The sequence below is a fragment of the uncultured Lactobacillus sp. genome (genome assembly GCF_945290125.1).
In the GTDB taxonomy this organism is placed as follows: Bacteria; Bacillota; Bacilli; order Lactobacillales; family Lactobacillaceae; genus Lactobacillus; species Lactobacillus rizhaonensis.
Genome location: NZ_CALYQV010000025.1, coordinates 1 through 22,774 on the forward strand (window position 1 = coordinate 1; position 22,774 = coordinate 22,774).

At 37.6% G+C, this 22,774-nt stretch carries 23 protein-coding genes; 5 read left to right on the forward strand and 18 right to left on the reverse strand.

Going from position 1 to position 22,774, the window contains the following annotated elements; genetic code table 11:
• Positions 1-618: 618 nt before the first annotated feature.
• Together Q0K80_RS05590 and Q0K80_RS05595 are read right to left on the reverse strand one after the other, a co-directional pair.
• Complete coding sequence (locus Q0K80_RS05590) at positions 619-867, reverse strand: DUF2922 domain-containing protein (protein ID WP_110446618.1); 249 nt, start codon at positions 865-867, stop codon at positions 619-621.
• A gap of 41 nt (positions 868-908) precedes the next feature.
• The gene (locus Q0K80_RS05595; RefSeq protein WP_294604211.1) at positions 909-1,127 is read right to left on the reverse strand and encodes a DUF1659 domain-containing protein; all 219 of its coding nucleotides are present in this window, start codon (positions 1,125-1,127) and stop codon (positions 909-911) included.
• 215 nt (positions 1,128-1,342) lie between these two features.
• Between Q0K80_RS05595 and Q0K80_RS05600 the strand changes: the two genes are divergently transcribed.
• The 4 genes from Q0K80_RS05600 to Q0K80_RS05615 all read left to right on the forward strand — a co-directional run bounded on the left by Q0K80_RS05600 (position 1,343) and on the right by Q0K80_RS05615 (position 5,430).
• Positions 1,343-2,206 (forward strand): hypothetical protein, encoded by an 864-nt coding sequence (locus tag Q0K80_RS05600; protein WP_294604213.1) that lies wholly within the window; start codon positions 1,343-1,345, stop codon positions 2,204-2,206.
• Positions 2,207-2,462: 256 nt separating this feature from the next.
• The gene (locus tag Q0K80_RS05605; protein ID WP_294604215.1) at positions 2,463-2,921 is read left to right on the forward strand and encodes a hypothetical protein; all 459 of its coding nucleotides are present in this window, start codon (positions 2,463-2,465) and stop codon (positions 2,919-2,921) included.
• 121 nt (positions 2,922-3,042) lie between these two features.
• Positions 3,043-5,073 (forward strand): KUP/HAK/KT family potassium transporter, encoded by a 2,031-nt coding sequence (locus Q0K80_RS05610; protein WP_294604217.1) that lies wholly within the window; start codon positions 3,043-3,045, stop codon positions 5,071-5,073.
• 156 nt (positions 5,074-5,229) lie between these two features.
• A complete protein-coding gene (locus tag Q0K80_RS05615; RefSeq protein ID WP_294604218.1) occupies positions 5,230-5,430 on the forward strand; it encodes a hypothetical protein in 201 nt (66 codons plus the stop codon).
• A 295-nt stretch (positions 5,431-5,725) separates the two neighbouring features.
• Here Q0K80_RS05615 and Q0K80_RS05620 read toward each other — a convergent pair whose 3' ends face one another.
• The 6 genes from Q0K80_RS05620 to Q0K80_RS05645 all read right to left on the reverse strand — a co-directional run bounded on the left by Q0K80_RS05620 (position 5,726) and on the right by Q0K80_RS05645 (position 14,436).
• Positions 5,726-7,675: a M13 family metallopeptidase gene (locus tag Q0K80_RS05620; protein WP_294604219.1), complete on the reverse strand. Its 1,950-nt coding sequence runs from the start codon at positions 7,673-7,675 to the stop codon at positions 5,726-5,728.
• Positions 7,676-7,770: 95 nt separating this feature from the next.
• Positions 7,771-8,991, reverse strand: coding sequence for an MFS transporter (locus tag Q0K80_RS05625; RefSeq protein WP_294604221.1), 1,221 nt, complete (start codon positions 8,989-8,991; stop codon positions 7,771-7,773).
• A gap of 171 nt (positions 8,992-9,162) precedes the next feature.
• Positions 9,163-10,419: a carboxylate--amine ligase gene (locus Q0K80_RS05630; protein ID WP_294604225.1), complete on the reverse strand. Its 1,257-nt coding sequence runs from the start codon at positions 10,417-10,419 to the stop codon at positions 9,163-9,165.
• Between the two features lie 19 nt (positions 10,420-10,438).
• On the reverse strand, positions 10,439-12,388 hold the full coding sequence (gene asnB, locus Q0K80_RS05635) for an asparagine synthase (glutamine-hydrolyzing) (protein WP_294604227.1): 1,950 nt from the start codon (positions 12,386-12,388) through the stop codon (positions 10,439-10,441).
• A 109-nt stretch (positions 12,389-12,497) separates the two neighbouring features.
• Positions 12,498-13,895 carry a metallophosphoesterase gene (locus tag Q0K80_RS05640; RefSeq protein WP_294604229.1) on the reverse strand — a complete coding sequence of 466 codons (1,398 nt, stop codon included), beginning with the start codon at positions 13,893-13,895 and terminating at the stop codon, positions 12,498-12,500.
• A gap of 55 nt (positions 13,896-13,950) precedes the next feature.
• On the reverse strand, positions 13,951-14,436 hold the full coding sequence (locus Q0K80_RS05645; protein ID WP_046325563.1) for a hypothetical protein: 486 nt from the start codon (positions 14,434-14,436) through the stop codon (positions 13,951-13,953).
• Positions 14,437-14,623: 187 nt separating this feature from the next.
• On the opposite strand from Q0K80_RS05645, the gene Q0K80_RS05650 reads away from it, so the two are divergent.
• Positions 14,624-15,190 carry a DNA-3-methyladenine glycosylase I gene (locus Q0K80_RS05650; RefSeq protein ID WP_294604233.1) on the forward strand — a complete coding sequence of 189 codons (567 nt, stop codon included), beginning with the start codon at positions 14,624-14,626 and terminating at the stop codon, positions 15,188-15,190.
• Positions 15,191-15,244: 54 nt separating this feature from the next.
• Here the strand turns inward: Q0K80_RS05650 and Q0K80_RS05655 are convergent, their stop codons facing one another.
• The 10 genes from Q0K80_RS05655 to Q0K80_RS05700 are packed head-to-tail and all read right to left on the reverse strand — an operon-like array spanning position 15,245 to position 22,661.
• Positions 15,245-15,922 (reverse strand): fructose-6-phosphate aldolase, encoded by a 678-nt coding sequence (locus tag Q0K80_RS05655; protein ID WP_294604235.1) that lies wholly within the window; start codon positions 15,920-15,922, stop codon positions 15,245-15,247.
• Positions 15,923-15,958: 36 nt separating this feature from the next.
• Entirely contained in the window at positions 15,959-16,573 is a 615-nt protein-coding gene (locus Q0K80_RS05660; RefSeq protein WP_294604237.1) for an SIS domain-containing protein, read from the reverse strand.
• A gap of 2 nt (positions 16,574-16,575) precedes the next feature.
• The gene (locus Q0K80_RS05665; protein ID WP_294604239.1) at positions 16,576-16,863 is read right to left on the reverse strand and encodes a PTS sugar transporter subunit IIB; all 288 of its coding nucleotides are present in this window, start codon (positions 16,861-16,863) and stop codon (positions 16,576-16,578) included.
• Positions 16,864-16,894: 31 nt separating this feature from the next.
• Positions 16,895-18,226, reverse strand: coding sequence for a PTS transporter subunit IIC (locus Q0K80_RS05670; protein ID WP_294604240.1), 1,332 nt, complete (start codon positions 18,224-18,226; stop codon positions 16,895-16,897).
• A gap of 33 nt (positions 18,227-18,259) precedes the next feature.
• Complete coding sequence (locus Q0K80_RS05675; protein ID WP_294604246.1) at positions 18,260-18,778, reverse strand: YjbQ family protein; 519 nt, start codon at positions 18,776-18,778, stop codon at positions 18,260-18,262.
• Position 18,779: 1 nt separating this feature from the next.
• Positions 18,780-19,466: a triose-phosphate isomerase gene (locus Q0K80_RS05680; protein WP_294604248.1), complete on the reverse strand. Its 687-nt coding sequence runs from the start codon at positions 19,464-19,466 to the stop codon at positions 18,780-18,782.
• Between the two features lie 15 nt (positions 19,467-19,481).
• Positions 19,482-20,309: a class II fructose-bisphosphate aldolase gene (locus Q0K80_RS05685; protein WP_294604249.1), complete on the reverse strand. Its 828-nt coding sequence runs from the start codon at positions 20,307-20,309 to the stop codon at positions 19,482-19,484.
• A 17-nt stretch (positions 20,310-20,326) separates the two neighbouring features.
• Positions 20,327-20,785, reverse strand: coding sequence for a PTS sugar transporter subunit IIA (locus Q0K80_RS05690; RefSeq protein ID WP_294604252.1), 459 nt, complete (start codon positions 20,783-20,785; stop codon positions 20,327-20,329).
• Between the two features lie 15 nt (positions 20,786-20,800).
• Positions 20,801-21,220 (reverse strand): PTS sugar transporter subunit IIA, encoded by a 420-nt coding sequence (locus tag Q0K80_RS05695; RefSeq protein WP_294604254.1) that lies wholly within the window; start codon positions 21,218-21,220, stop codon positions 20,801-20,803.
• Positions 21,204-22,661: a PRD domain-containing protein gene (locus tag Q0K80_RS05700; protein WP_294604255.1), complete on the reverse strand. Its 1,458-nt coding sequence runs from the start codon at positions 22,659-22,661 to the stop codon at positions 21,204-21,206. Before Q0K80_RS05700 ends, Q0K80_RS05695 begins: the two co-directional genes overlap by 17 nt.
• Positions 22,662-22,774: the final 113 nt, after the last annotated feature.

The following is a 22,774-nucleotide window of genomic DNA, read 5'->3' on the forward strand; positions in this document are numbered from 1 at the left end:
TCAGCAAATACTGTTGAAGTAGCACCTGCAGCAACTGGAGCAACAGCTAATAAAGCAGCAGCAGCAGCGCTAACAATTCTTAAATTTTTCTTCATGTGGTCTTTCCTCCTTGTGTATATACAAAATAGTAATAGACTATAGGTTCAGTCGTTATGAGCCTACATTGTTACAACACCCTTCGAGCTGAAATCATAAGTTTATAACTCTTATGAGGTAGCCTTCAAGCTGAAGAACGCGCATGCGTACAGGCTATCGAACCTGAAGCATAGTTATTACTTACCACATTTCATATTGTACTAACCTTTTGCCTAAATTGCAAGGCATCCAATTATTTTACACACTTTTGTAACAAACGCTTACAGCTGTAAAATAGATATGTAAAGTTCCTATTCTTATAAAAACGTTGTGCAGCAATGCTTTGCGGGTTTTCTGGTCAGTTTTAGTCAAAAAGACTTTTTTATTTCCCCGTAAATTTTACAAAATAATAACAAAAAAACTTTTTATAAAGTAAAAAAGGCTGCACTTAATGCAACCCTTTCCTTTATTAATATTTACTCTCGTCTTAAAATCCGCCTGACTTTAGCAATTATTTTGCTAATCAGTTTCAGTATCTGCAGATTACAGAGACTGATCCGCAGTATTATCAAACAAACTAGTAACAGTTCGTTCAACGTATGCAGCAGATTGAGGAGTTTGATATAGACTCACCCCTTCTTGTTCAAATGCATCAGCATTTGCTATTGTAGTCATTGCCGTTTTAACTTCCGCTCCGGTTAAGTTGGCCGCAGCGTTAGACAAGGACAAGTTAACCTTTTTGCCCGCACCATTTAAAAATACTAATTGTAACGTCTTAGTTTTAGTTTCCATATTATATACTCCTATCCCACTTAATTATTGACTGGCTGGTTTTAATCTCTTGCTAATGAAATGCCTTGCTTCTGAATTAAGGTTGCCGCTCCCAGTTCATCGCCTTGCAGCTCAGCCAATGCTTTTCCGACTTTAGCTAAACTGTCAGCTGCAACGCCCCGTTTAACATTCTTCAAATTACGTGTTTTAGCACCTTGTTTACCATACTTGGAGTTTAAAAATGTGTATTTGACTGCTTGATCTAATAATGCAAAATTCATAGTATCTTTCTTCCCTTTTTTAATTTATCTTAATGTTGTAATCAACCCGCGCGCCAGATGTCTTACACTATTACTAACGAATTGGCGCCGTAAAATGTAACTTTTTAGTCGTAATTTTTTAGCTAAAACAAGTGAAAAAACACCATTAAGTAGTCAAATCTACTTAAACCATCTATAATTAAACTAAGTATGAGTAAGGAGGATAAATTCCTATTATGAAAAAAACGACAATTGGTACGATTGTGGCAGTAGTAATTATCGCTATTGGTGGTGGCGTTTTTTATGCCACCCAAAAATCTAACAGTGATAAAGTTAATGCTTCCTATAACAGTGCAATGACTACCGGTAAAAATGCAGTTGCTGACAAAGACTACTCAGAAGCAAGCTCCGCATTTGCCAAAGCTTTCAGAATTAAGAAGACTGACCAGGCTAAAGCTTATAAAAACCAATCGGACAATATGACTTCTGCAATTAAGGCGACTAAAAAGGGTAAATATGATGATGCCTTAAGCAAAACTGCAGACGTAATTCAAAGAAAAAATGGCTACTCTGTTTTAGTAAAACAAGGTAAAAATCTTAAAACTACCATTAAAGATGTGCAGGATAATTACGAGCACGAAATTCGGCCTATCTTTCTTGCTGCATCCCAAGCCGAACTGAATAAGCAATACCTTAAAGCTGCGGACGAGTATCAAAAAGTCCTAGACTTGCCATATATCGACGGGCAATACTACAGCCAATATAAGAAAGAAGCTGAAAAGGGACTGAAGAATAACCAAAAGGCTGCTAAAGACGGCACTAATGGTAATGCTGCTCAAAGCTACAAAGCTATTTCCGGTAAGGGACAAGATACAGGCAATGCTGGTAAGACCGGTGAAGGATCAATGGGCAACCATAAGGTAAACGGCAAGACCGTTACTAAGAAACAGATTGCGCAATTGCGTAAGCGTGTAGCTAAGTTCGGTTATGACGCAACCTCTTGGAGTCCACAAGACCTAATCGACCTTTACAGAAAATCTGGCAGGACTAAACCAAGCAAGATTACCAGAAAAGACATTCAAGATTATCTCAAACCGTAATCACGATTTTTAGATCACTAAATTAAGTAAAATCGCCTTGAACTGCTTAACTGCAATTTAAGACGATTTTTGCTGTTAAAGTTTTAACTAGCAGTAGTTTTTTGTGAGTAGGCAAAATGCTATAATTTTATTAAAATTGAGAGAAACTACTATTATGTAAAGGGTAAATTGCTTCAATAGTTGCTTTTATAGTCTAAACTCTGTAAAATGACTATTGACTTTCACGTTTCCTATTTTTATTAAAGGAGTGTCTGCTTTGACTGATAAAGAAAATAATACCAAAGAGAAAGATAACGAAAAACAACAAGAAAAAGATAAAGAGAAAGCTAGAAAAGAAGAAGAACTTAAGGTTGTCATGCCTGAGGCTGAGTGGTCTACCATGCCGCAAAAAAAATTCGCGCAGCAGCCAGACTACCTTATAGTATTCGCTGATTTTTATATCGCACAATTTAACCAGCGCGACTTAGAAATCATGAACTTATACGATACTAATTCCAACATGGTTGATATTAATCATTATCTTCTTAACAACATTCATTTTAGCCGCAAAGAATTAGTTAAGCATGTATTACAATATCATGCGCAAAATTTCCAAAATATAATTGATGAAATTGCGGCTAAAGATGGTGTTGAAGCAGAAAAAATGACATCATACAAGGATTGGGATAACTGGTACGAAGACCGCCGCAGTAAAATTTCAGCTTCTTTATCATAATTTACTTGTACTAAAGCAAAAAAAAGAACAAAATAGATACTTGAATGAGAATGCCACATTGACATTCTTTTTTACTTAAAAATGAATAGCTCAATATTGTCTATGGGAGTACATATTTACTATGGATAAAAAGAAGAAGCGGATTTCAGCTGCCGGTTTGTTAATTACCATCGGTATCGTTTACGGTGATATCGGCACTAGTCCGCTCTATGTAATGAAGTCAATCGTTACGGGTAATGGTGGTATTGCCAACGTTGATCGAAAACTGATCTTGGGTTCAATCTCGCTGATTTTCTGGACAGTCACGCTGTTAACTACCGTTAAGTACGTTATGATTGCGCTTAAGGCCACTAACCGTGGTGAAGGTGGTATTTTCGCTTTATACGCTTTAGTACGCAAAAGAGCCAAGTGGCTGGTGATGCCAGCATTGATTGGCGGGGCAGCGTTATTAGCTGACGGAACATTGACGCCAGCCGTCACAGTTACAACCTCAATCGAGGGACTAAAGAACATGCACTTTGGTTCCCACGTTCCCGTTCCTAATCAGAATGCCGTCATCATTATTACGATTGCCATCCTGCTGGTACTGTTTTCAATTCAAATGCTAGGCACCAGCAGTATCGGTAAAGCTTTCGGTCCGATTATGTTTGTCTGGTTTACCTTCTTAGGCTTAATCGGTATCTATAATATGGCTAATGACTGGTCAATTCTGGAAGCACTGAATCCGGTTTGGGCTGTTAAAGTTCTTTTCAGTCCCTCTAATAAAGCCGGCATTTTCATTTTGGGATCGATCTTCCTGGCTACCACTGGTGCCGAAGCGCTGTATTCAGATGTTGGTCACGTTGGCAAAGGCAATATTCGGGGATCATGGCCCTACGTCTTTCTTTGTCTGTCACTTAATTATTTAGGACAAGGAGTATGGATACTGCAAAACCCGCATTACCAGACTAATGGCGGTGAACTTAATCCTTTCTTTGAGGCTGTGCCAACCGATTTGCGCCTGTTCGCCATCATCTTAGCCACAGTTGCCGCCATTATCGCCTCCCAGGCTTTAATCACCGGTTCATTTACACTGGTATCCGAAGCAAGTGGTCTGAAATTTTTACCACGAATGAATATTAATTATCCTACTACCAAGCATGGACAAATTTATATTCCTTCCGTTAACAAAATGATTTGCGTTGCTACTATCGCAATCGTCATTTTCTTCCGGACTTCAGGACACATGGAAGCAGCCTACGGTCTGTCAATCACAGTCACAATGTTGATGACTACCCTGCTATTATTTGAGTACTTGGGTTCCAAACACCACCCGTTGATATTGCGCCTGTGCTTTTTACTTGCCTTTGGCTTTATCGAAGGCATGTTCTTAATCTCCAGTTTGACCAAATTTATGCATGGTGGTTATGTTACTGTCCTAATTGCTGGTTTCATTGGTGTTATTATGTTCATCTGGTACTTCGGTAATAAAGTGCGCGACAAACATGAAGGCGCACATACTTATGTACGTTTAGATGAATACACTGATATGTTAACGGACCTAAGTCATGATGATGATTACCCTACTTATGCGACTAACTTGGTTTACATGGCTAAGGTTAAATACAATAAGTTTATTAAACGGGAAATCATGTACTCCATTTTGGATAAACGTCCTAAACGTGCTCAGGCCTACTGGTTTGTCACTGTTAACATTACTAACGAACCTTTTACAGCAAGATATGCCGTTAATACTTTTGGCACTAAAAATGTCATTAACGTGCAGCTGTATCTCGGTTTCAAGAAACAAACCAGTGTCAACGTTTACCTGCGCCAAATTGTCCACGACTTGATTAAAGACGGCACCATTGAGGCTCAACCACAGGAATACACTACTACCCCAGGTCGTAAAGTCGGTGACTTCTCATTTGTAATTGTTAATGAAGTTGTCAGTCCTTTGACCAGACTAAAGGGTTTTGAAAAAGTAATACTAAAAGCGCGGGTATGGTTGCAAAACCTATCTTCCAACCCTGCTTCCTGGTTTGGCCTGGAATACACCGATACAGTAGTCGAGCAAGTGCCTCTAATTTTAGGCAAGCCAAGACACAACTTGCACATTAAGCGGGTTGCACCACGTGACTATTCCAATTTAAAGAAAAAAGAAACTGAATAATATAAATAGCCGTCCACGACTTGTTAGAGTCGGGGCGGCTTTATTTTAAGCAAAAAGCGTTTATAATAAGTGATATGAAGAAATCATGACCAAGTAGTAAAAGTCTAGTCAAACAGATAACAGTTGATCGAATTAAGATAGTGAGGTGTAAGTACAATGGATAGGAATATTTTTCTTAAGCAAATAATCGAATTTGCTGTGAGTAAAGGCATAAGTGAGGACCAAGCCCAGCGAATTATGAATAAATATATCGATAAGCTTGAAGTGAGTGACCCCATTGTACAACACATTGGACCTGAATATTATGCTTATCAAATATTAATTAATGAAAAGTTGGTAGATTTTGTGGCTCTTTAGTTTTTTAAAATTAATAAAACAATGAAAAGGCACATTGGCTCCATTCAGAGTAATGTGTCTTTTTTAATACAATAAATATCAAAAAAGAAGGATTAAAAATCCTTCTTTTCACGTATTGAGTTTCACCTCACGCTAGATATGCCCTATCTTACCTCAAGGGTTGGTAGTCCTGTCATTCTTTCACTTCTATCTGAAGCCCACAGGCGGGTGCAAGTTATATCCACTAACCCACAGATTTATTTACCGCAATACTAAATAAAAAATTTGTCAAATTGTCTGATACTTTTAATATTAATTACCAAATATGTACCCGTTTTTCTGGGTCGAGCCACATGCCATCTTCAGGCTTAACTTCAAAGGCTTTGTAAAAGTCATCTTGACATTGGCTTTGAACGTTGGCACGTAATGGACCAGGTGCGTGAACGTCAACAGCGGTTTGACTCTTAATTGATTCAGTCAGTTGCTTATTAGCCCAAATGCGTGCAAAGTTTTCGAATAATTTCTTTAAGTCATCATTTTCATTCTTTGCGGCTTCAACAGCAGCAGTTAAACCACCTTGGTCAGCAATATTTTCTGAAACTATTTGCTTACCATTAAGTTTAACCGGACCATATTCAATGCCATCAAACAAATCAATTTCAGCTTGTGTCCGCTTCTTGAATTCGGCATAATCCTCATCAGTCCACCAATTAGCCATGTTGCCCAATTCATCAAATTGTGCACCATTGTTATCAAACGCATGAGAAACTTCATGTGCAATTACGGAACCGATACCACCAAAGTTGGCCGCCCTGTCTTGCTTCAAGTCATAGAATGGCTTTTGCAAAATGGCTGCAGGGAAAGTCAGATCATTTCTTTGCGGATCATAGCAGGCGTTAACTAAATTACCAGGCATTGCCCAGACTGTCCGGTCAACTTCCTTGTGCAGTTGCTCAATGTTGTACTTTTGTTCTGCAATAGTAAATGCACGTTCATTTGAATAAAGGCTGCCACCTTGACTTGCAGGGATAACCTTTAAACGATTATAAATCTCCTCGATTTTATCCGGATAACCAATTTTCAAGACCAAAGCATCAAGCTTAACAATCGCACGCTTTTTAGTTTGCTCAGAAAGCCAGTCATTATTTTGCAGACGTTCCTTATAAACGTCAAGCATACGATGAATCATATCCTCAACGTCTTTTTTAGCATTTTCGCCAAAATAAGTCTGACCATAATAAACACCGACAACTTCACTAAAGGTGCCATTGGCAATGTGGTAAGCTTGTTTTTCACCACTAGACAATTTGGGCTGGCCATATAAAGCCTGGCTAAATGGAAACGCTGCTTCCCGGAAGTCTTGTGACAAGGAGTCGGCAGCCGCGTTAATAAAGGTAACAATCATCCAGCCTTTGATTTCATCAAAGTTTTCTTCATTGATAATTTCATTAATGTGATCCAAGTAGCGTGGTTCTTCAACAATAATTCGTTCTGGTTCTTCGCCAATTGCTTCTTTCAAGTAGTAAGCAATCTTGAATTTATCAAACTTAGCTTCAAAGTCCTCAATCTTCATTGGATTGTAAGTAGCAGGATAATCTGCCCACTCTTCTGTAGACTTAACGATCTTAGATAGCTTAGCATCAAACTTAATAGCATCTTCTGCATATTTTTCCGCTTTAGTTTGATCAATACCAGCCATAGTTAAAAGCTTAACTGATTGCTTTTGCAAAGTATCTAACAATTTAGGTGCATCAGGAGTTTGATAAGTTGTAGTGTCAGGCAAGAAAGTTCCAGGACCAGCAAAATACAAAGCATTAACTTTGGTATTCTTCATGTCAGGAGAAACGCCAAAGCTAAATGGGAGCAAGGCAAAAGTTGCTAAGTCAGGCGCATTTAGGTTGTAGTCAGAAAAGTCCTTAATCCCGTCAAGAATAGCTAAATCGTCCTTAATCGGATCAGCACCTTCTCTATTACGCTTGTCAAAATCGCATGCTAATTTATAGAGCTTAACTGCTTCACCTAAGTTAGGAACATCAGGAATTTCCCTTTTACCAAATGCAAAGTCGGCAAAATCCTGCATTAAATGCTTTTCAACATCTACATCGATGCCGTCAAATGAAGCCATCCGTGAACGGTCTTCAGGAATTTTAGTATTTTTAATCCACTCAGAATTAACAGCCAAGTAAAGGTTGTCCTGTGGACGAGCGGCAACATTAGGTTCAATAATATCGCCGCTACCGCCGCGAACAGCAAAATTTTTATTCATTCAGAAAGTCCTCCCTTTTATATCTAAATTAAAAATAGACTAAATTAATCTTATCATTTTAATTAAACCGTTAATATTAAAAAGCCTTTACAAAATCATTTATAAAGTGTGATATGTTTACGCAACTTTGCGTGAAGGGGCAATAACATTAGTACCATCAGAAAAATACCACAGGCAGCAATTATGAAAAACGGAATATAACCCGCACGATCAATTACCATACCGCCAAATAAGGGGCCAAAGGCTTGACCAATACCACGGGCAACATTAATTTCACCCTGGTATTTACCCTTACTGGTTGCGGGGGATAAATAGTTAATGTAAGCAGGAACGGCAGGAAAAGCTGTCGCTTCACCTAACGTCAGAACAAACATTGACAGTGCAAAGTGGGCAAAGTCTTTGGCAAAAATCAATGTGGCAAAAGAGATTGAAAACATGATCGTGCCAAAAATAATTTGCTGAAACAGGTTTTTAAAAATATGAGGAAAGCGTGCCAAAATTACCTGGACAGTAACTATGATGGCACCATTAAAGGTCCATAGCAAACTGTACATGTGGAAAGGTATTCCCAAAGACACCATGTAAACTGACAGGTTGGACTCCCAGTTCATATACATTAACCAGGTAACAGCTAAAGAAACCAAAAATCCGACCATCAACATCACGTTATATTTTGGCATAGGAATCGCCTTGGATTGTGCATTCTTTTTAACACCATTCTTTTTACGGTTTTGGTGAAAAGTGCTGATCGGGCGGTAATGAATAGCCGCGTTGACGCAAGCAATGGCAAATAAAGATGCTGCCAGAATAAATAAAAATTCAATCGAGAAATCATAGAGATAACCGACAAGCAGAGTACCAGTGACAGTACCAACGTTTTGCGCAAAATAAATCAAATTAAAAACGTAGCGTCCTGAATATTTACGCAAACTCGTCGCAATTGAATTAATCAGCGTGCCGTTCCAGCCACTGATACATCCCGTCATAATCAGCCATATCCAATATTCCGGCCAGCCGTGAAAGAATGCCATCATAAACAGAACCAGCGCATCAAGCCCTAAACCAGTGACAATTAGCGGGTAGGGGTTCAGGCGGTCGTATAAGCGCCCAGCTAAAAATGAGCCCAAGACATTGCTGGCACAATTGCAAAATAAAACAACCCCTATTACAGAAAGGCTGATGTGTAATTGTTTGTTTAAATAAACCGAAGTTAAGGGCCAAACAAAACTTGACCCAATCCACGTGGCCAGTTCCCCCAGTAACAGCCAGTGCAGCTTAATTTCTGTTTCTTCATTAGATCCGTGTTTAAGTTTCATTTATTCAGTCCTTTCTTTTTTTAGATTCCATTTACCAGTTTAGCAAGAAGTATTAAAAAAGAACACCCCAAAACTAATAACTAACCAGTTAAAAAAGATAGTTATTATCCAAAAAGATGATCGCAGCTGCCTTGCTGCAATCATCTTTGTTACTATGCAATGGAAACAGGCCTAAAAGAACTGGCCCTTATTTTCCTGGTAATACTTTTGGTAGCGTCCTTTATAATTATGAAACATGTATTTCAAAAGCAGCCACCGCTTAAAATTGCGATCCTGATCATAAAAGACAGTTGTACCATAGCGACCTTCATGAATTAATTCTTCGGCCATTTGTTTAGCTTCATTATCCACGGCATATTCCTTGAACACGCTCACCGGAATACCCAGCCACAATTCATGCTTTGACTTTAATTTGTTGCCGTAGATTGGTTCCTTGTCCTTCAGTGAATCGTAAACATAATCGTCCACGTACCATTTCGCTAAATTATAACCATTAAGTGTCACATAGAAGCTTGAGCGACCCTGACGCAAATTAATTTCAAAGAACTTATATTTACCATCACGGGCATCATATTTAATGTCAAAGTTGGCCATTCCCGTGTAATTGATTTTTTCCAAAAATGCTTCAACCTGCTCATACAGCTTTTCATCATATTCAGGTAAAATCGCCATGTAATTTCCAATTGACTGAGGTGTGGGATCTTCCAGCAAAGGGTGACCCATACACATCATCTTAATATGATGTTCCTTATCAACATAGGCATTTAACACCCGCATGTTGGAATCATCACCGGGAATGAAGTCCTGCAGAATTAAATCTTCTTTGTAGCTATTTTCATAAATTTTTGTGACAATGTCGCGCAATTCAGTTTCATTATGAATGGTAAAAGCCTTTTTGCGACCTTCAAATTGCACATCAAGCCAGGATACCGGATCTTCCGGCTTAAGCTCCAGTGGGTAGCCAAAAGGCAGTTCCAAATAATTTTCTGCCTTGTAATCTGCCATAGTCACGATTTTAGTCTTAGGGTACGGCAGGCAATACTTTTCGGCAATTTGATAAAAGTTTTCTTTTGAGATTAATTTTTGTAAGAGGTCGTAGTCCACGTAAGGAACAACAAATACCTGCTCTAGTTCTTCTTTATGCTTGGCAAGCAGTTCCGAATAACCATCTCCGCATGAAATCAAAATCACCGGTTCTTCATGGTCTTGGTAGAGTTTCATTTGCTTGCGCATTACTTCAATAAATGTGGGATCTTCACTAAAACCCTGATGTAGTTCCACACTAACAATTTTAGAATAACGCGTTGCTGCCAGCTGGCTGTCAGCCAGTGCTTTCACGCTAATACCATAAGCCTCGTTAAACGATCGGGCCATGCCGTAAACATTAATGTCACTACCAAGTAAAATTGGTGTAAAGTTTCGTTTCATTAATAAATTCTGCTCCTCATTAAACCAATTTGCCTTGTTTAATCAAATCGGCTACTTCTGGTTGAACACGCTGGTATTTGGCAACTGTACCTTCATAATCAACAAAGAATAGTTTATACCAAACTAAGAACGTATAAATTGTCCAAATCTGTCTGCGATGAGAGCCATCGCCTTTATAGTTTTCATCAAGCAAGTCTAAAATTTTATCCTGCTCGAAGATATCCTGCACAAAGTCTTCGCTGAACAGCTCGCGTACCTGCTTATAAAAACGAGGTTCTTGCAGCCATTCTTTGATTGGGGTAGGAAAACCTAGTTTTGGCCGTTTAGCCCATTCATCTGGTAAAACTTTTTCTGAAGCCTTGCGTAAAGCATATTTAGTATCATGCTTATTAACTAGATAATCGGTTGGAATTGAATTTGCTCTTTCTGCCACCTTTTTATCAAGGTATGGTACCCGCAATTCCAGCGAATGAGCCATAGAAATCTTATCTGCTTTTTGTTCAATATCATTAAGCATAAAGTGATGCAGATCAATATACTGCATTTGCCGGACATTATCGAGATTTTTGACCTTTTTAAAGTCACTTTGGTAAATACCGTTAACAGTTAGTTTATTACGGTAAGACGGCTTTAAGATGCTGTTGGCATCTTCAGAAGAGAAGATGGTCGGGTAATCCATGTCATAAATAACCGATTGACCAACGTAAAATTCACTTGGCTCAGCTAAGTTGGTATACAGGTGCACTTTCCCCGGGAAGTTCGGCATTTTCTTAATTCTGCGTGCCAACTTAACCTTAGTTTTCTTAGGCAATTTCTTGCACTGTGAAGTAAAGGCCTTAATGATACTGTTATGCGTGTGCATCCCATAATTGACATAACCGGCAAACAATTCATCTGCGCCTTCACCGGACAATGCGACCGTGACGTGCTTACGCGCCATTTTACAAAGATACCACAACGGGATAATTGACGGATTGGCATCCGGTTCATCCATATGATACTGCATCTCCGGAAAGTCATGCATTGCTTCATCTGCTTTAACCTTGTCGGAAAAGAAGTTCCAACCCTTGATGTCCGCCAGCGCCTTGGCCTTTGACGCTTCATCATAAGTAGCATCATCAAACGAAATTGAAAAGACGTCATCCGGATTTAAGATACTGGTGATATAGCTGGAATCGACCCCTTCAGATAAGAAGGCACCGACAGGAACATCCGCGATATGGTGCAGTTTAACTGACTCGTGCAGGTCTTCGTTAATCTTATTAACGGTTTCTTCGAAACTTAAAGTATTGGCTTTGTATTCCGCGTCCCAGTATTGGTGAGTTTTCATCACGCCATCTTTATACTCAAACCAGTGGCCGGCAGGAAACCTGTAAATACCCTTAAAGAAAGTCTCATGCAAGTCATTATACTGATTCATCAAATACGGTTTAACAGCTTCAATATTTAAACGCCGTTTAAAGCCGGGCAGTGCCAGAAAGCTTTTAATTTCTGAGCCCATAATCAGGTGGCCATTTTCATTGCTGTAATACAGCGGCTTAATACCGAAAAAGTCGCGGGCACCATACATTGTCTGAGTCTTATCATCCCAAATAATGAAGGCAAACATGCCCCTGATTCTTTTGAGCAGACCAGCCATGCCCCATTCTTCAAAACCATGCAAAAGCACTTCCGTATCGGACTTAGTGGTAAATGTGTGACCTGCCGCAAGCAGTTCTTCTCTTAAGGGCTGGAAGTTGTAAATCTCACCATTAAAGATAATCGCCTTTGTTTTGTCCTCGTTGTAGATTGGCTGACTGCCGCCACGTAAATCAATGATTGACAGTCTCCGAAACCCTAAAGCAATTTTGTCATTGGTATAAAAACCATCTGAATCAGGACCACGATGCTTCATTGCCGCCATCATTTTACCGATAGCAGCTTGTTTATCATTTATTTCTGGATTATAGAATGCAACAATTCCGCACATTGCTTAACTTCCCTTAATTTGTCTTACTTTGTATATTTTTGTCTTCATTTTAACTTTTCCATTATATGCTAAGAACCGGGCAATTTCCAAATTGCCCGTTGCGACTTTACTAAATATAAAATATTCTGCGTTTGCTGGCAGCACCATAGCCGAAGGTCTGAATGTAGTGTCTTTGTAAATCAATATTTACGATATAACCGGCAAATTCGGTTTGGTGGTCAATTTGCCTTTTCCAGTTTTTATTATATTTGGTAGTCAAGGCGTGATTAGGACCCATCAGTGCAGAACAGTTAAACAAGATATACTGGATCCCGTTAATTCGGTACTGGTCTTCTCTATGTCTGTGGCCGCAGAAGTAGGCAATAATGCGGGCATTTTTTACATTAGTAAAGTCAAACTCATTTGCCAAACGAAATTCAGGAGGCAGACCAAAGCTGGAATGCATCTCTCCTTTTTCACCTTGATTAAAAGCTACCAGCAGTTCATGCAGTGAACGACCGTTGTACTTTAATGCGTTTGAACCTTTACGATTGATGGGATTAGCATGACTCATGAAAATAATTTGCTTATTTGATGACTGCTCCAGAATTTCAATAATTTCTTCTATTTGATCTTCCCTCACAGCCAGAGTTAGTTTAACATCATATTTTTTTCTGCCTTGTGCATCCAGATAGTAGGGCAAATCTGAAGTATTCACAGAAATAAAGCGCACATCATCCACATCATAGTAACAAACACCGTGCTGACGGGAAATATAATGAATGCCTTTTTGCTGATACATAGCAGGCCACATAATTCCTTCAAATTCATTTTCTGGAAAAGAGGCCCTTAAATCATGATGTTCATCGAATTTATCATTTTCATCATGATTCCCTTTAATTAAAATATATGGCACCTTATCTGATTTAAAAGAATCACGCAGTTTAGTTAATTCACTTTCGCCCAAAAAGCCGGTATCAGAGCCATCAATCCAGTCACCTAAATGAACTTTTAAACTAAGAAGACCAGAATCATCAAGATAAGAAAATTCATTAACATGTGTCAGACCATTCCAGCCATAAAAGTCCATACTGTTACGGTCCTTATAATGAGTATCCGTAATGACACTCACATTCACAGAATTTTTCCCTGTACGAATGTGACCTTTAACTCTTTCAATAAAGCGGTCGAGATATTCTTCTACAACGTAACGCCTACCGGTTTTACGGTTGACAAAAGCGCGATAACGCTGCAGTTCAGGACTATACCTGCGCACATATTCAGGCTCTAGCTTATCCGTGCTTTCCAAGCTCAATGCCTGGTGCAATACTTTTTCTTCATCTTGATAGACAGTCAAGGTATAAGGTTGATCATTGGGAGTTCTTTGTTCACCGTCAACGTGATACTCTCCTACTGTCAAAAAATCTTGCATGGGATCAAGCTGTACATCTTTTTTCTTAAATAATGAATGCAGCTTAGCCCCGTTTATTTTATCAGCTAATCCTTTAGCATACTTAAAAACACCCATTTTTTGCCTCAAGCAGAAAGAAAAAGAGCTGAACACACATGTTTCAGCTCTAAAATTATAAACTTTTTTCTAAAGCGTGTGCCGCTAAACCAATTGACAGAAGTGCATCCTTAGACAAAACTCCTTGTAAAGTTTTTGGCGCTACTTCTTCAACGGCTCCAATTACTTTTAAGCTGTAACTAACAACGTGAAAGTCTACTATATCATTATAAAATCCATCTTCATAAGGATTTTCATGATTATAAGTCAAGTTGATTTCATTCTTGTCAACAAAACCGTCAACGTGGTTAGTTAAAATCCGATCATGTAAATCGGTTAACTGCTCTGATAATTTAATCAAAGTCAGTTTATGATCACTTTCAGTGTCATAATACTCTTCCTGAGTCATGCCGAAGTATTCTTTTATTGGCTTATGCAATACGTGCAAATTATCAATTACACGATAAACTGCCTCGGCGTCAAAATCCGTTTCTTTATTTAAAATACTCTCTTGATTTGCGGCCAAGTCATCGGCCAAAGTTACTATTTCTAACTTCTCCATGGTTTCCTCCTAAAGTTCAATATATATTATACCAAAAAAACTACTATTGCACTTTTTGAGGACAAAGTTTCTAATATTTTAGGAAAAAGAAATAATTAAAAGTTACTAGTCAAATTATTTTAAAAAGGATAGAAAACTTTTGGCGTATTTATTTATGAACGCTAAGATATATTTAAGGAGAATAAAAATGAATGATATCACTCGCTGCCCCTGGAGTGACCATGATGATGCTTTAGTTAGAGAATACCACGATCACGAATGGGGCAAGTTAAATTTAGACGAACGCTATTTATTTGAAATGTTGGTATTAGAACTGTTTCAATCCGGACTCAGCTGGTCCACTGTTTTGCATAAACGTTTAAGCTTTAGGCAGGCCTTTTACAACTTTATTCCAGAAGAAGTTGCCCAAATGCGTGCGCTGGACCAAACCCGCTTACTGCAGAACAAGGCAATTATCCGCAACCAAAGAAAAATTGCGGCGGCAGTTACCAATGCTCGCGCCCTGTTAATTATTGATGCCAAATACGGTAGCTTCGCGCACTATTTGCAAAAATTTATTCCTACACCAATTATTCATCATCCCCAAACAAGTACTGAAGTACCAACGACAAACAAGATTGCACAAGAACTAGCAAAGCAGATGAAAAAAGACGGCTTTACTTTTGTGGGTCCTGTAATTCTTTATTCTTTCCTACAAAGCGTAGGCTTAATTAACGATCACCTTGAAAATTGCCCGTTTAAATATCACGGCTAAAAAAAGATTGAATAAAATCAATCTTTTATCTTATTATTTAATTTTCTGCAAATTTTATAAATTAGAAATAGTTGTTTTACCAAATATTGATTCCCAGTCAGAAGTAAAGTCTGAAATTGCATCTGTAATAAGGTGTGACTCCAGCCCTTCAGCAATAAAGTTGGGAGCTACAGTAACAGCTTGAGCACCGTTTGCAATTGCGCTAGTTATTTGACTGACTGTGTGAAAACTAGCAGCTAGAATTTTAGTATTCTGATATTCTTTATTAATTACTTGATTAAAGTTGCTGATAACTTTATTTGCATTAATATTATTATTTTCCATTCTATTATAATAAGGTGCCAAATAATCGGCTCCTGCAGCCATTGCAAGAAAGCCTTGAAGTTCAGTGTAAATTGAGGTTGCAGTAATTTTAACATTTTCTTTTTTCAAAATTTTGATTGCTGCTAAACCTGCTTGGTTAACTGGAATTTTGATATAAACATCTTTTCCCAATTTTTCTAAAACCGCATGGGCGTCAGCAACTATCCCTTCAGTGCTAGTAGCTACCACTTGAACGTGCAATGAACGCTTTTCCCCAATCAATTCTTTTATTTGTGCTAAACGTTCAAAGAAATCTGTTTTTCCTTCTTTTTTGATTATTGAAGGATTAGTGGTAACCCCAGATAAAGGAATAATTTCTTGGTATTTTTTGATGTCATTAATATTTGCTGTATCTAATAGAAATTCCATGGTAGTTTTCACCTCATAAACTAAAATAAATTAAATTTATTTATCTACGTTAAGCTTTAGTTTTTGTCCTACTTCTCCACCGGGATGAATTTCTAAGAACTCTTTTTGAGAATAATGCTTATTACGCGCTATCATAACTGAAATTGCATCGAATACAGAAATAACTGCTAAAGTACTGGAAGTAGCCATCATATGAAAATCATCTGCTTCCTGATCGACAATAATCTGTAAAATGCAATCAGAATTTTGGGCTAAAAAGGAATCTGCTTTTTCAGTTATACCAATAATTTTAGCTTTACGATTCTTACAAATCTTGAGTACTTTATTAATTTCTTCCGTTTGACCACCTTTAGATATCAAGATGACCAGATCGTCCTGACCAACTACTCCACCGCCGCCGTGAGGTGTGTCAGCTGGTGAAAGATAGAATGCAGGCTGTTCAACCACGTTTAAGGTATGGGCGATTTTTTTAGCACCCATACCAGAAGTGCCACAACCAGAAATGATAACTTTTCCCTGACAACTTTTTATTAAGTTAAATACTTGTAAAACCTGGTTGTAGTCAATATTAGTAGCAACATATTTTAGAGTATTTGCTTCTTTAGTGATAATATCCTTGAAATCTACACTCTTAATTTGTCCTTCTACCATAATTATTGCTCCTCGACCCTTTTTGCAATTTCTTGATATACTTGCTCAGCATTTACGCCCGTCAGAAGAGGCACAGCTGAGATAACCTTATCTTTGATGCCTGCCGGAACTACTGTGGTTGATAAAATAATATCGTAATCATCCAAACTGCTCATCTTTTCGCTAATGCTAGCATGTGAAATGCTAACATTGTTACCTAAACCCTGTTTGTTCAAATACTCTTTAATACGGTTGGCAACAACTGTTGATGTGGCTATTCCAGTACCGCACATTACTAAAATCTTTTTCATTAGTTTAATTCTCCAAATTTACAATAATTAACTAGCTTTTTTTAACAGCTTTTCTCTTATTGAGATAATATAGTCCTATTAGCGAAACAATTAAAACTGCGCCAGTAATAATCCATGGCAAGTATTTTGCTCCCCAAACAAAAAGAAATGTCGACCATAAACCACCTTCTATTAATGAGGTGATACTAGTTGCGTGTCCAATATTAAAGCTAGCTGCTTGTGCCATCTTAGTAACTAGTGGAGCCATCCATGAAGTTACATATAAAATACTGGTCATATAAATCACACCGCCTACGACGGAACGAACAATATTACCACCAAATACTGGTACCATGAGGCAAACTGCAAAGGGAATGGTTGAAAAGTCTCCAAAAGGAATAGTTTTATTTCCTGGAAGTATCACAGCCAGTAAAAGGGTTAACGGAATCATCAAAAGTGAAACTGCTAAAACTGCTTGATCTCCCACTGCTAAAGCTGAATCCATTCCAATATAAAGTTCGCGTCCTGGAAAGCGTTTCTTGATAAAGTCATTTGCGGCATCCGAAACCGGTGTCAAGCCTTCCATCAAGACGGAAACCATTTTTGGTAATAGAACCATAATAGCTGCCGTTTGTACTCCCAAATTTAAGACTTTTCCCACATCATAACCCGCAAGAATACCAACTACTAACCCAATAATTAAACCCATAACGGAAGTTTCACCTAAAATGCCAAACTTTTTCTGGATAGTTTCTGGATTAGCCTTTAATTTGTTAAAGCCGGGAATGCGGTCAAACACCCAGTTTAATGGTAATGCCACTAGATAACCCGGTGCAGAAGTTCCGTGCGGGAACGTGATATTCGGAAAGCCGTAGTATTTGTTTAAAACTGGTGCGCTTAGGTCGCCTAAGAAGTACAACATTACTTGGTACGCTACCATTGAAAAAACTGCTAACGGAAAACTGCTAGACATACCATAGACTAGTCCACCAACAAAAGCAGCGTGCCAAAAGTTCCAAATATCAATATTCAATGTTTTGGTTAAGCCAAACAAAAGCAAAAAGATATCTATTGCAATGCCAATAGGGATTGCCGAAATACCCAAGATCGTACCATAAGAAATAGCCGATGCAGCAGGCCAACCAATATCAAGCGTCACTAATGATAAGCCGAAGCGTTTAACCATTACCTGAGCTGCTTTTCCCAAAGTATCTCCCAGCAAACCGGTTACTAAATTTAAACCAATAAAGCCGATACCTACAGTTAAACCCGCTACAAATGATTTTTTAAATCCTGCACCCAAAATCATTGCAAAAATAGCAATAATAATAGGCAATATAACTGGAGCACCCCAGTTAACTATAGTTTGTAATGCCTGTAACATTTTTCTTCTCCTTAAATTTCACTGCGGTCAATGTTATTCACCCAAAATGACTACGTTGCATTTACGTGATCTGGCGCGGTTTTGATCCCAGTCGACAAAATAAACATAGCCCACAGAACCAATCAGCAGCTCATTTTCTTTTAACGCAAATGTTTGGTTAGAACCAAAAAGTGAGCCTTTGATATGTGCATCCCCATTGAGAATCGTATTTTTTTCATTGGGATAATTTTTATCTTTTTGAGACAATTCTTCCAAAAAGCGCACATGCTCTGGACCGGGATAGCGGTAATTAGAGTTTTCACTCTTTTCTGGTGGAATTATTTTGTCCAAAATATTATTCAAATCTACCTGTAAAAATTCGTCGCCGTTAAAATCATGGTCATGCACATACTCTTCAAATAAAACTGAGCATGTCGTATGTGGAGTTTGAACTAAGCAAATGCCATTTTTGATAGCACTATTTTTGACAATTTGCTTTAACTGCTCAGTGATATTCTGATAAGTGATCCTAGCAGCAGTTTTGATTTTGATTTCATCTTGATAAACTTTCATTTTATTCACCCCTTTGGAATTGCTTCATTGGTTCCAGCATTTCACTTATTTTTTTCTCCCAATCAGCAGCACAAACAATTCCGCTGGTGCCACCTGTACCATCAGCACCCAGTTGCAAAACTTTTTGCACGTCAGCACCTGTACTTACACCTGCTGCTTCTAAAACCATGATGTTTGAATTAATTGCCTTAATTGCCTGAACCGTGCTTGTGATGTATTCGTCATCACTTGTTTGGTGAGTACCAATTAAGCTGGTGGGCTCACAGATCATCATATTCGGCTCAAGTTCAGCTATTGCTCGACACTCCGCAACGCTATCAGCACAAACAATACTATATAAACCTAGTTCTTTAGCTCTTTTAATAGTTCGTGCTAAGACATTCACCGTCAGCGGATTTTCCGCATGATTTAAAACAACGGCTTTTACACCTGCTGCTTTAAGCCCTTCGGGAAGAACATGCCCCATTCCTCTGCCAGCAACTACGGGATCCATGTGTTGGGCCGTTAAAAGCAAGTGATTGGTAGCAGCTTTAATTGCGGGCAAATCTATAAGTGGAGCAGTAAAAAGGATATCAATCTGATATTTTTGCGCTAAATCATCAGCAATTTTGGCTAATTTAATCAAATCTTCACCATATAAATAGACTTTAGGATTAACCATCAAAAACGGCTTTTGTACTAATTTCATTTCTGCTTTTTCCTCCTAAAAAGAATATTTGGCGGTGTCAAAGACGTCATAATAGTGTTCTGCCAATGAACACACAGCTTTTTCTTGTGCTGCAAGAAGATCAAACAATGACGGATAATCATTTTCTTTTGCGACGTTTAATGCCGCATTAGCCAAATCGGTGAAGATATTAATCTTAGTAATGCCGCTTGCCGCTGCCTTCTTCAGATTTGCGTCACCTGATGATGAGCCACCATGACAAACAAGTGGCACTGCAACTGCGTCCCTTAATTCTTTTATTCTGGCAAAATTGAGTTTCGGTGTGCCTTGTTGATAAACACCATGAGAAGTGCCGATTGAAACGGCCAAAGAATCAACGTTTGTTTCGTTCACAAATTTAGTGGCTGCTGCAACTTCTGTATAAATTGTATTGTCGTCAGAAGCATTGGTACCAACGTGCCCAATTTCAGCTTCCACCACCACACCTAAACTGTGGCAATAATCAACTACATCTTTGGTAATCTGCACATTTTTATTGAATTCTTCATTCGAAGCATCAATCATCACTGATGTAAAGCCATGTGTGGCACCCCATTTGACTAGTTCGGGATCTGTACCGTGGTCTAAGTGCAAGACTACGGGCACATGTGCTCTTTCTGCATAAAATTTACCTAAAGAGAGTGCTTCATTAATATCTAAGCGTGATTCATGTTTTTCTGCCCAAGCCAAGATAATTGGCAATTTTTTATTCTCTGCTGCTGCCAATTCAGACCTAATAGATAGTTCGTCCCAATAATTGAAGTGGGGAAAAGCATAGCCACCCTTTTTTGCTGAATTCAAAATTTTATCTGATGAAATTAACATTTTTATTCCTCTATCTCTTAATTTATGATTGCCAGAAATTCAGCCCTCGTGGTTGAATTCTGAATACTCTTCATTATTTCTGTGTCGGTAAACATAGACATCAGGTTCTTAAGCATATTGAGCTGCTTATCTGGACTTTTTAAACACAAGTCAAATATCATTGAAACATTTACATATTCGTCTATATCACCCATTTGCCTGAACTTAACCGGTTTTTTCAGTGAAATAAACCCTAACTGCTCTTTTTCCACCTTATCAGGATCAGTATGCGGTATGGCTACGCCTAAGCCTCCTTCAAGTGCTAAACCTGTAGGATATTTTTCTTCACGCTTTAAAATAGCAGGAAGAAATTCTCCATTAACAACTTTTTTCTTTTGTAACTCATTTGCTAGAATGGTCAATGCCGCTTTTTTGCTTTTTATTTCTTGCTGCTGCAAAATCACTTGTTCACTAAACAATTTCTTATCTATATACAAATTAATTTCCTTTTTCTACTTTATTTGGTAAATTTCGTTCTTCTTAAGACCAAAATTATGCTCAACTTGTTCTGGTCGACAATTAAAGAATTTAAGCAAAAACTTAAATTCAGGAGTTGTAAGTTTGGGATTAACACATATAATCATTACCTTATTTACTTGATGTATTTTTTTGCTGTATAAAGACTCCCATTTAGCAATATTTAGCAAAAATAGGTATAGACAAAAATTAGCTGTTATTTCTGTGCTAATTACATGCAAGATAATAGTTTTATGACCAACATAGGTTTCTCCTAAATTTTCTCGCTCAATTATTTTGCGTTTAATATAATTCGAGCTTAAATTTGGTGCTTTTTTTCTGATATATATTTCAGCAATTTTCAAAATATTTGATATTTGTGTAACAACTGCATAAAATTCAGCCGTAGATTGCATTTTTTATTTTCTCCTTATCATGCTTATTCAACATTGCACTGACCAAGACATATTTATTCGATATATATGAAGGTAACTCTACAGTAGAAATAATGAGATCTGTTTTAGAACCATTACTCAACCTATAGAGTTGTTCATCAAGTGAAGAAATAACTTTATCAACAACAATATTGCTAAACTCTTTTTGAATTTTTAATTTCAATAATTCAGAAGTCCCTACTCCGCTAGCGCAAACCACCCATACATGAAATTTTTTGGTAATTTCTTCAATGTTTTTTTCAAAATATAAAGTAATAAATCCTACTTCGTTTTTTGAAATTAAAGGAATTTTCATTTGATGGCATAGTTGCCGTGATATTTGATCAATCGCTGCAAATAAATCTTTATATTCAACCTGAATATCCGGTAACAGCTCATTTTCTACCGAAATATTATTTTTAATTCGGTTCATCATCGGCCCAATATGGCTGATTAACTCCTTCTTTAATACTGGTTCATCAATTTGCAATTTTATTTTCTGAGCAACACGTTGAATCAACTGGGAGGTAAAGGTTTCAACGCTTTTAGAATAGAGGGATTTTTGATCCGGCTGACTTAGCTTGCCAATAAACCGGGAGGAAAGCAAATACTTAAACAAATAATTGATTTCAAATTTCGAGATTTTTTTGACAATGAATTTCTCTACATTTTCAATGACAATTTCCGCAATTCTGTATAAATCATGATTTTGTTCGATTTCATTTTCGGAAACCAAAATTTTATTACTGTAATTTTTATCAATCTGCTTTCTTGCTCTCTGAATTAAAATATATAAATGCGAACAAATATTAATGTCATAGGGATAAGGAATCTTGGTCGCACTTAATTGTTCGATGATATTGATTTGTTCTTGAATGAAAGTTAAATCAATTTCACTGATCCCATCAATTGGCACCCTATTATTTTTTTCCTTATGCCAATGTAAAAGGAAATTGATTTTTTCACGAATATCATCTTCTTTGCCCAGCACTGCAACCTTCTTGCTTTTCTGAATTAATGTTAAATTTGACTTGCCGAGAATATTCTTAATTTTGAGCAAATCAGCGTTGATCGTTGACTCGCTAACATACTCATCTTTATACAAACTGTAAATTTCTATTGGTTGAGGTGAATTAAACAAGATTTTCAAAATTACTTTTTTCCTACGAAGCTCGGGACTTTCATTATCAGAAAAAGAAGCATCCTGATATTTCTTAAGTGCCGTATTTTTGCTTAACGTGTAGCCCTTGCTTTTTTCGGAGTTGATGATTCTAACTTTTTTATTCCCATTAACGCTGTTAACATGGCGATAAACAGTTTTAACAGATACGTCAAAAGCCGCCGCAATCTTGGCAGCACTCGTATATCCAGTTTGTTTTTCTAAAAAATTTAACAGCTCCTTATCATTCATCTTGTTTTTCAACCAAGTACCTCCTTTTCATACCTACATTTTATTTCTGAAATTATTCATAAAAATTATTTGAGTGTCCCCTTTAGCGGACATTCAAATAAACCGCTTACATATATAAAGTATAA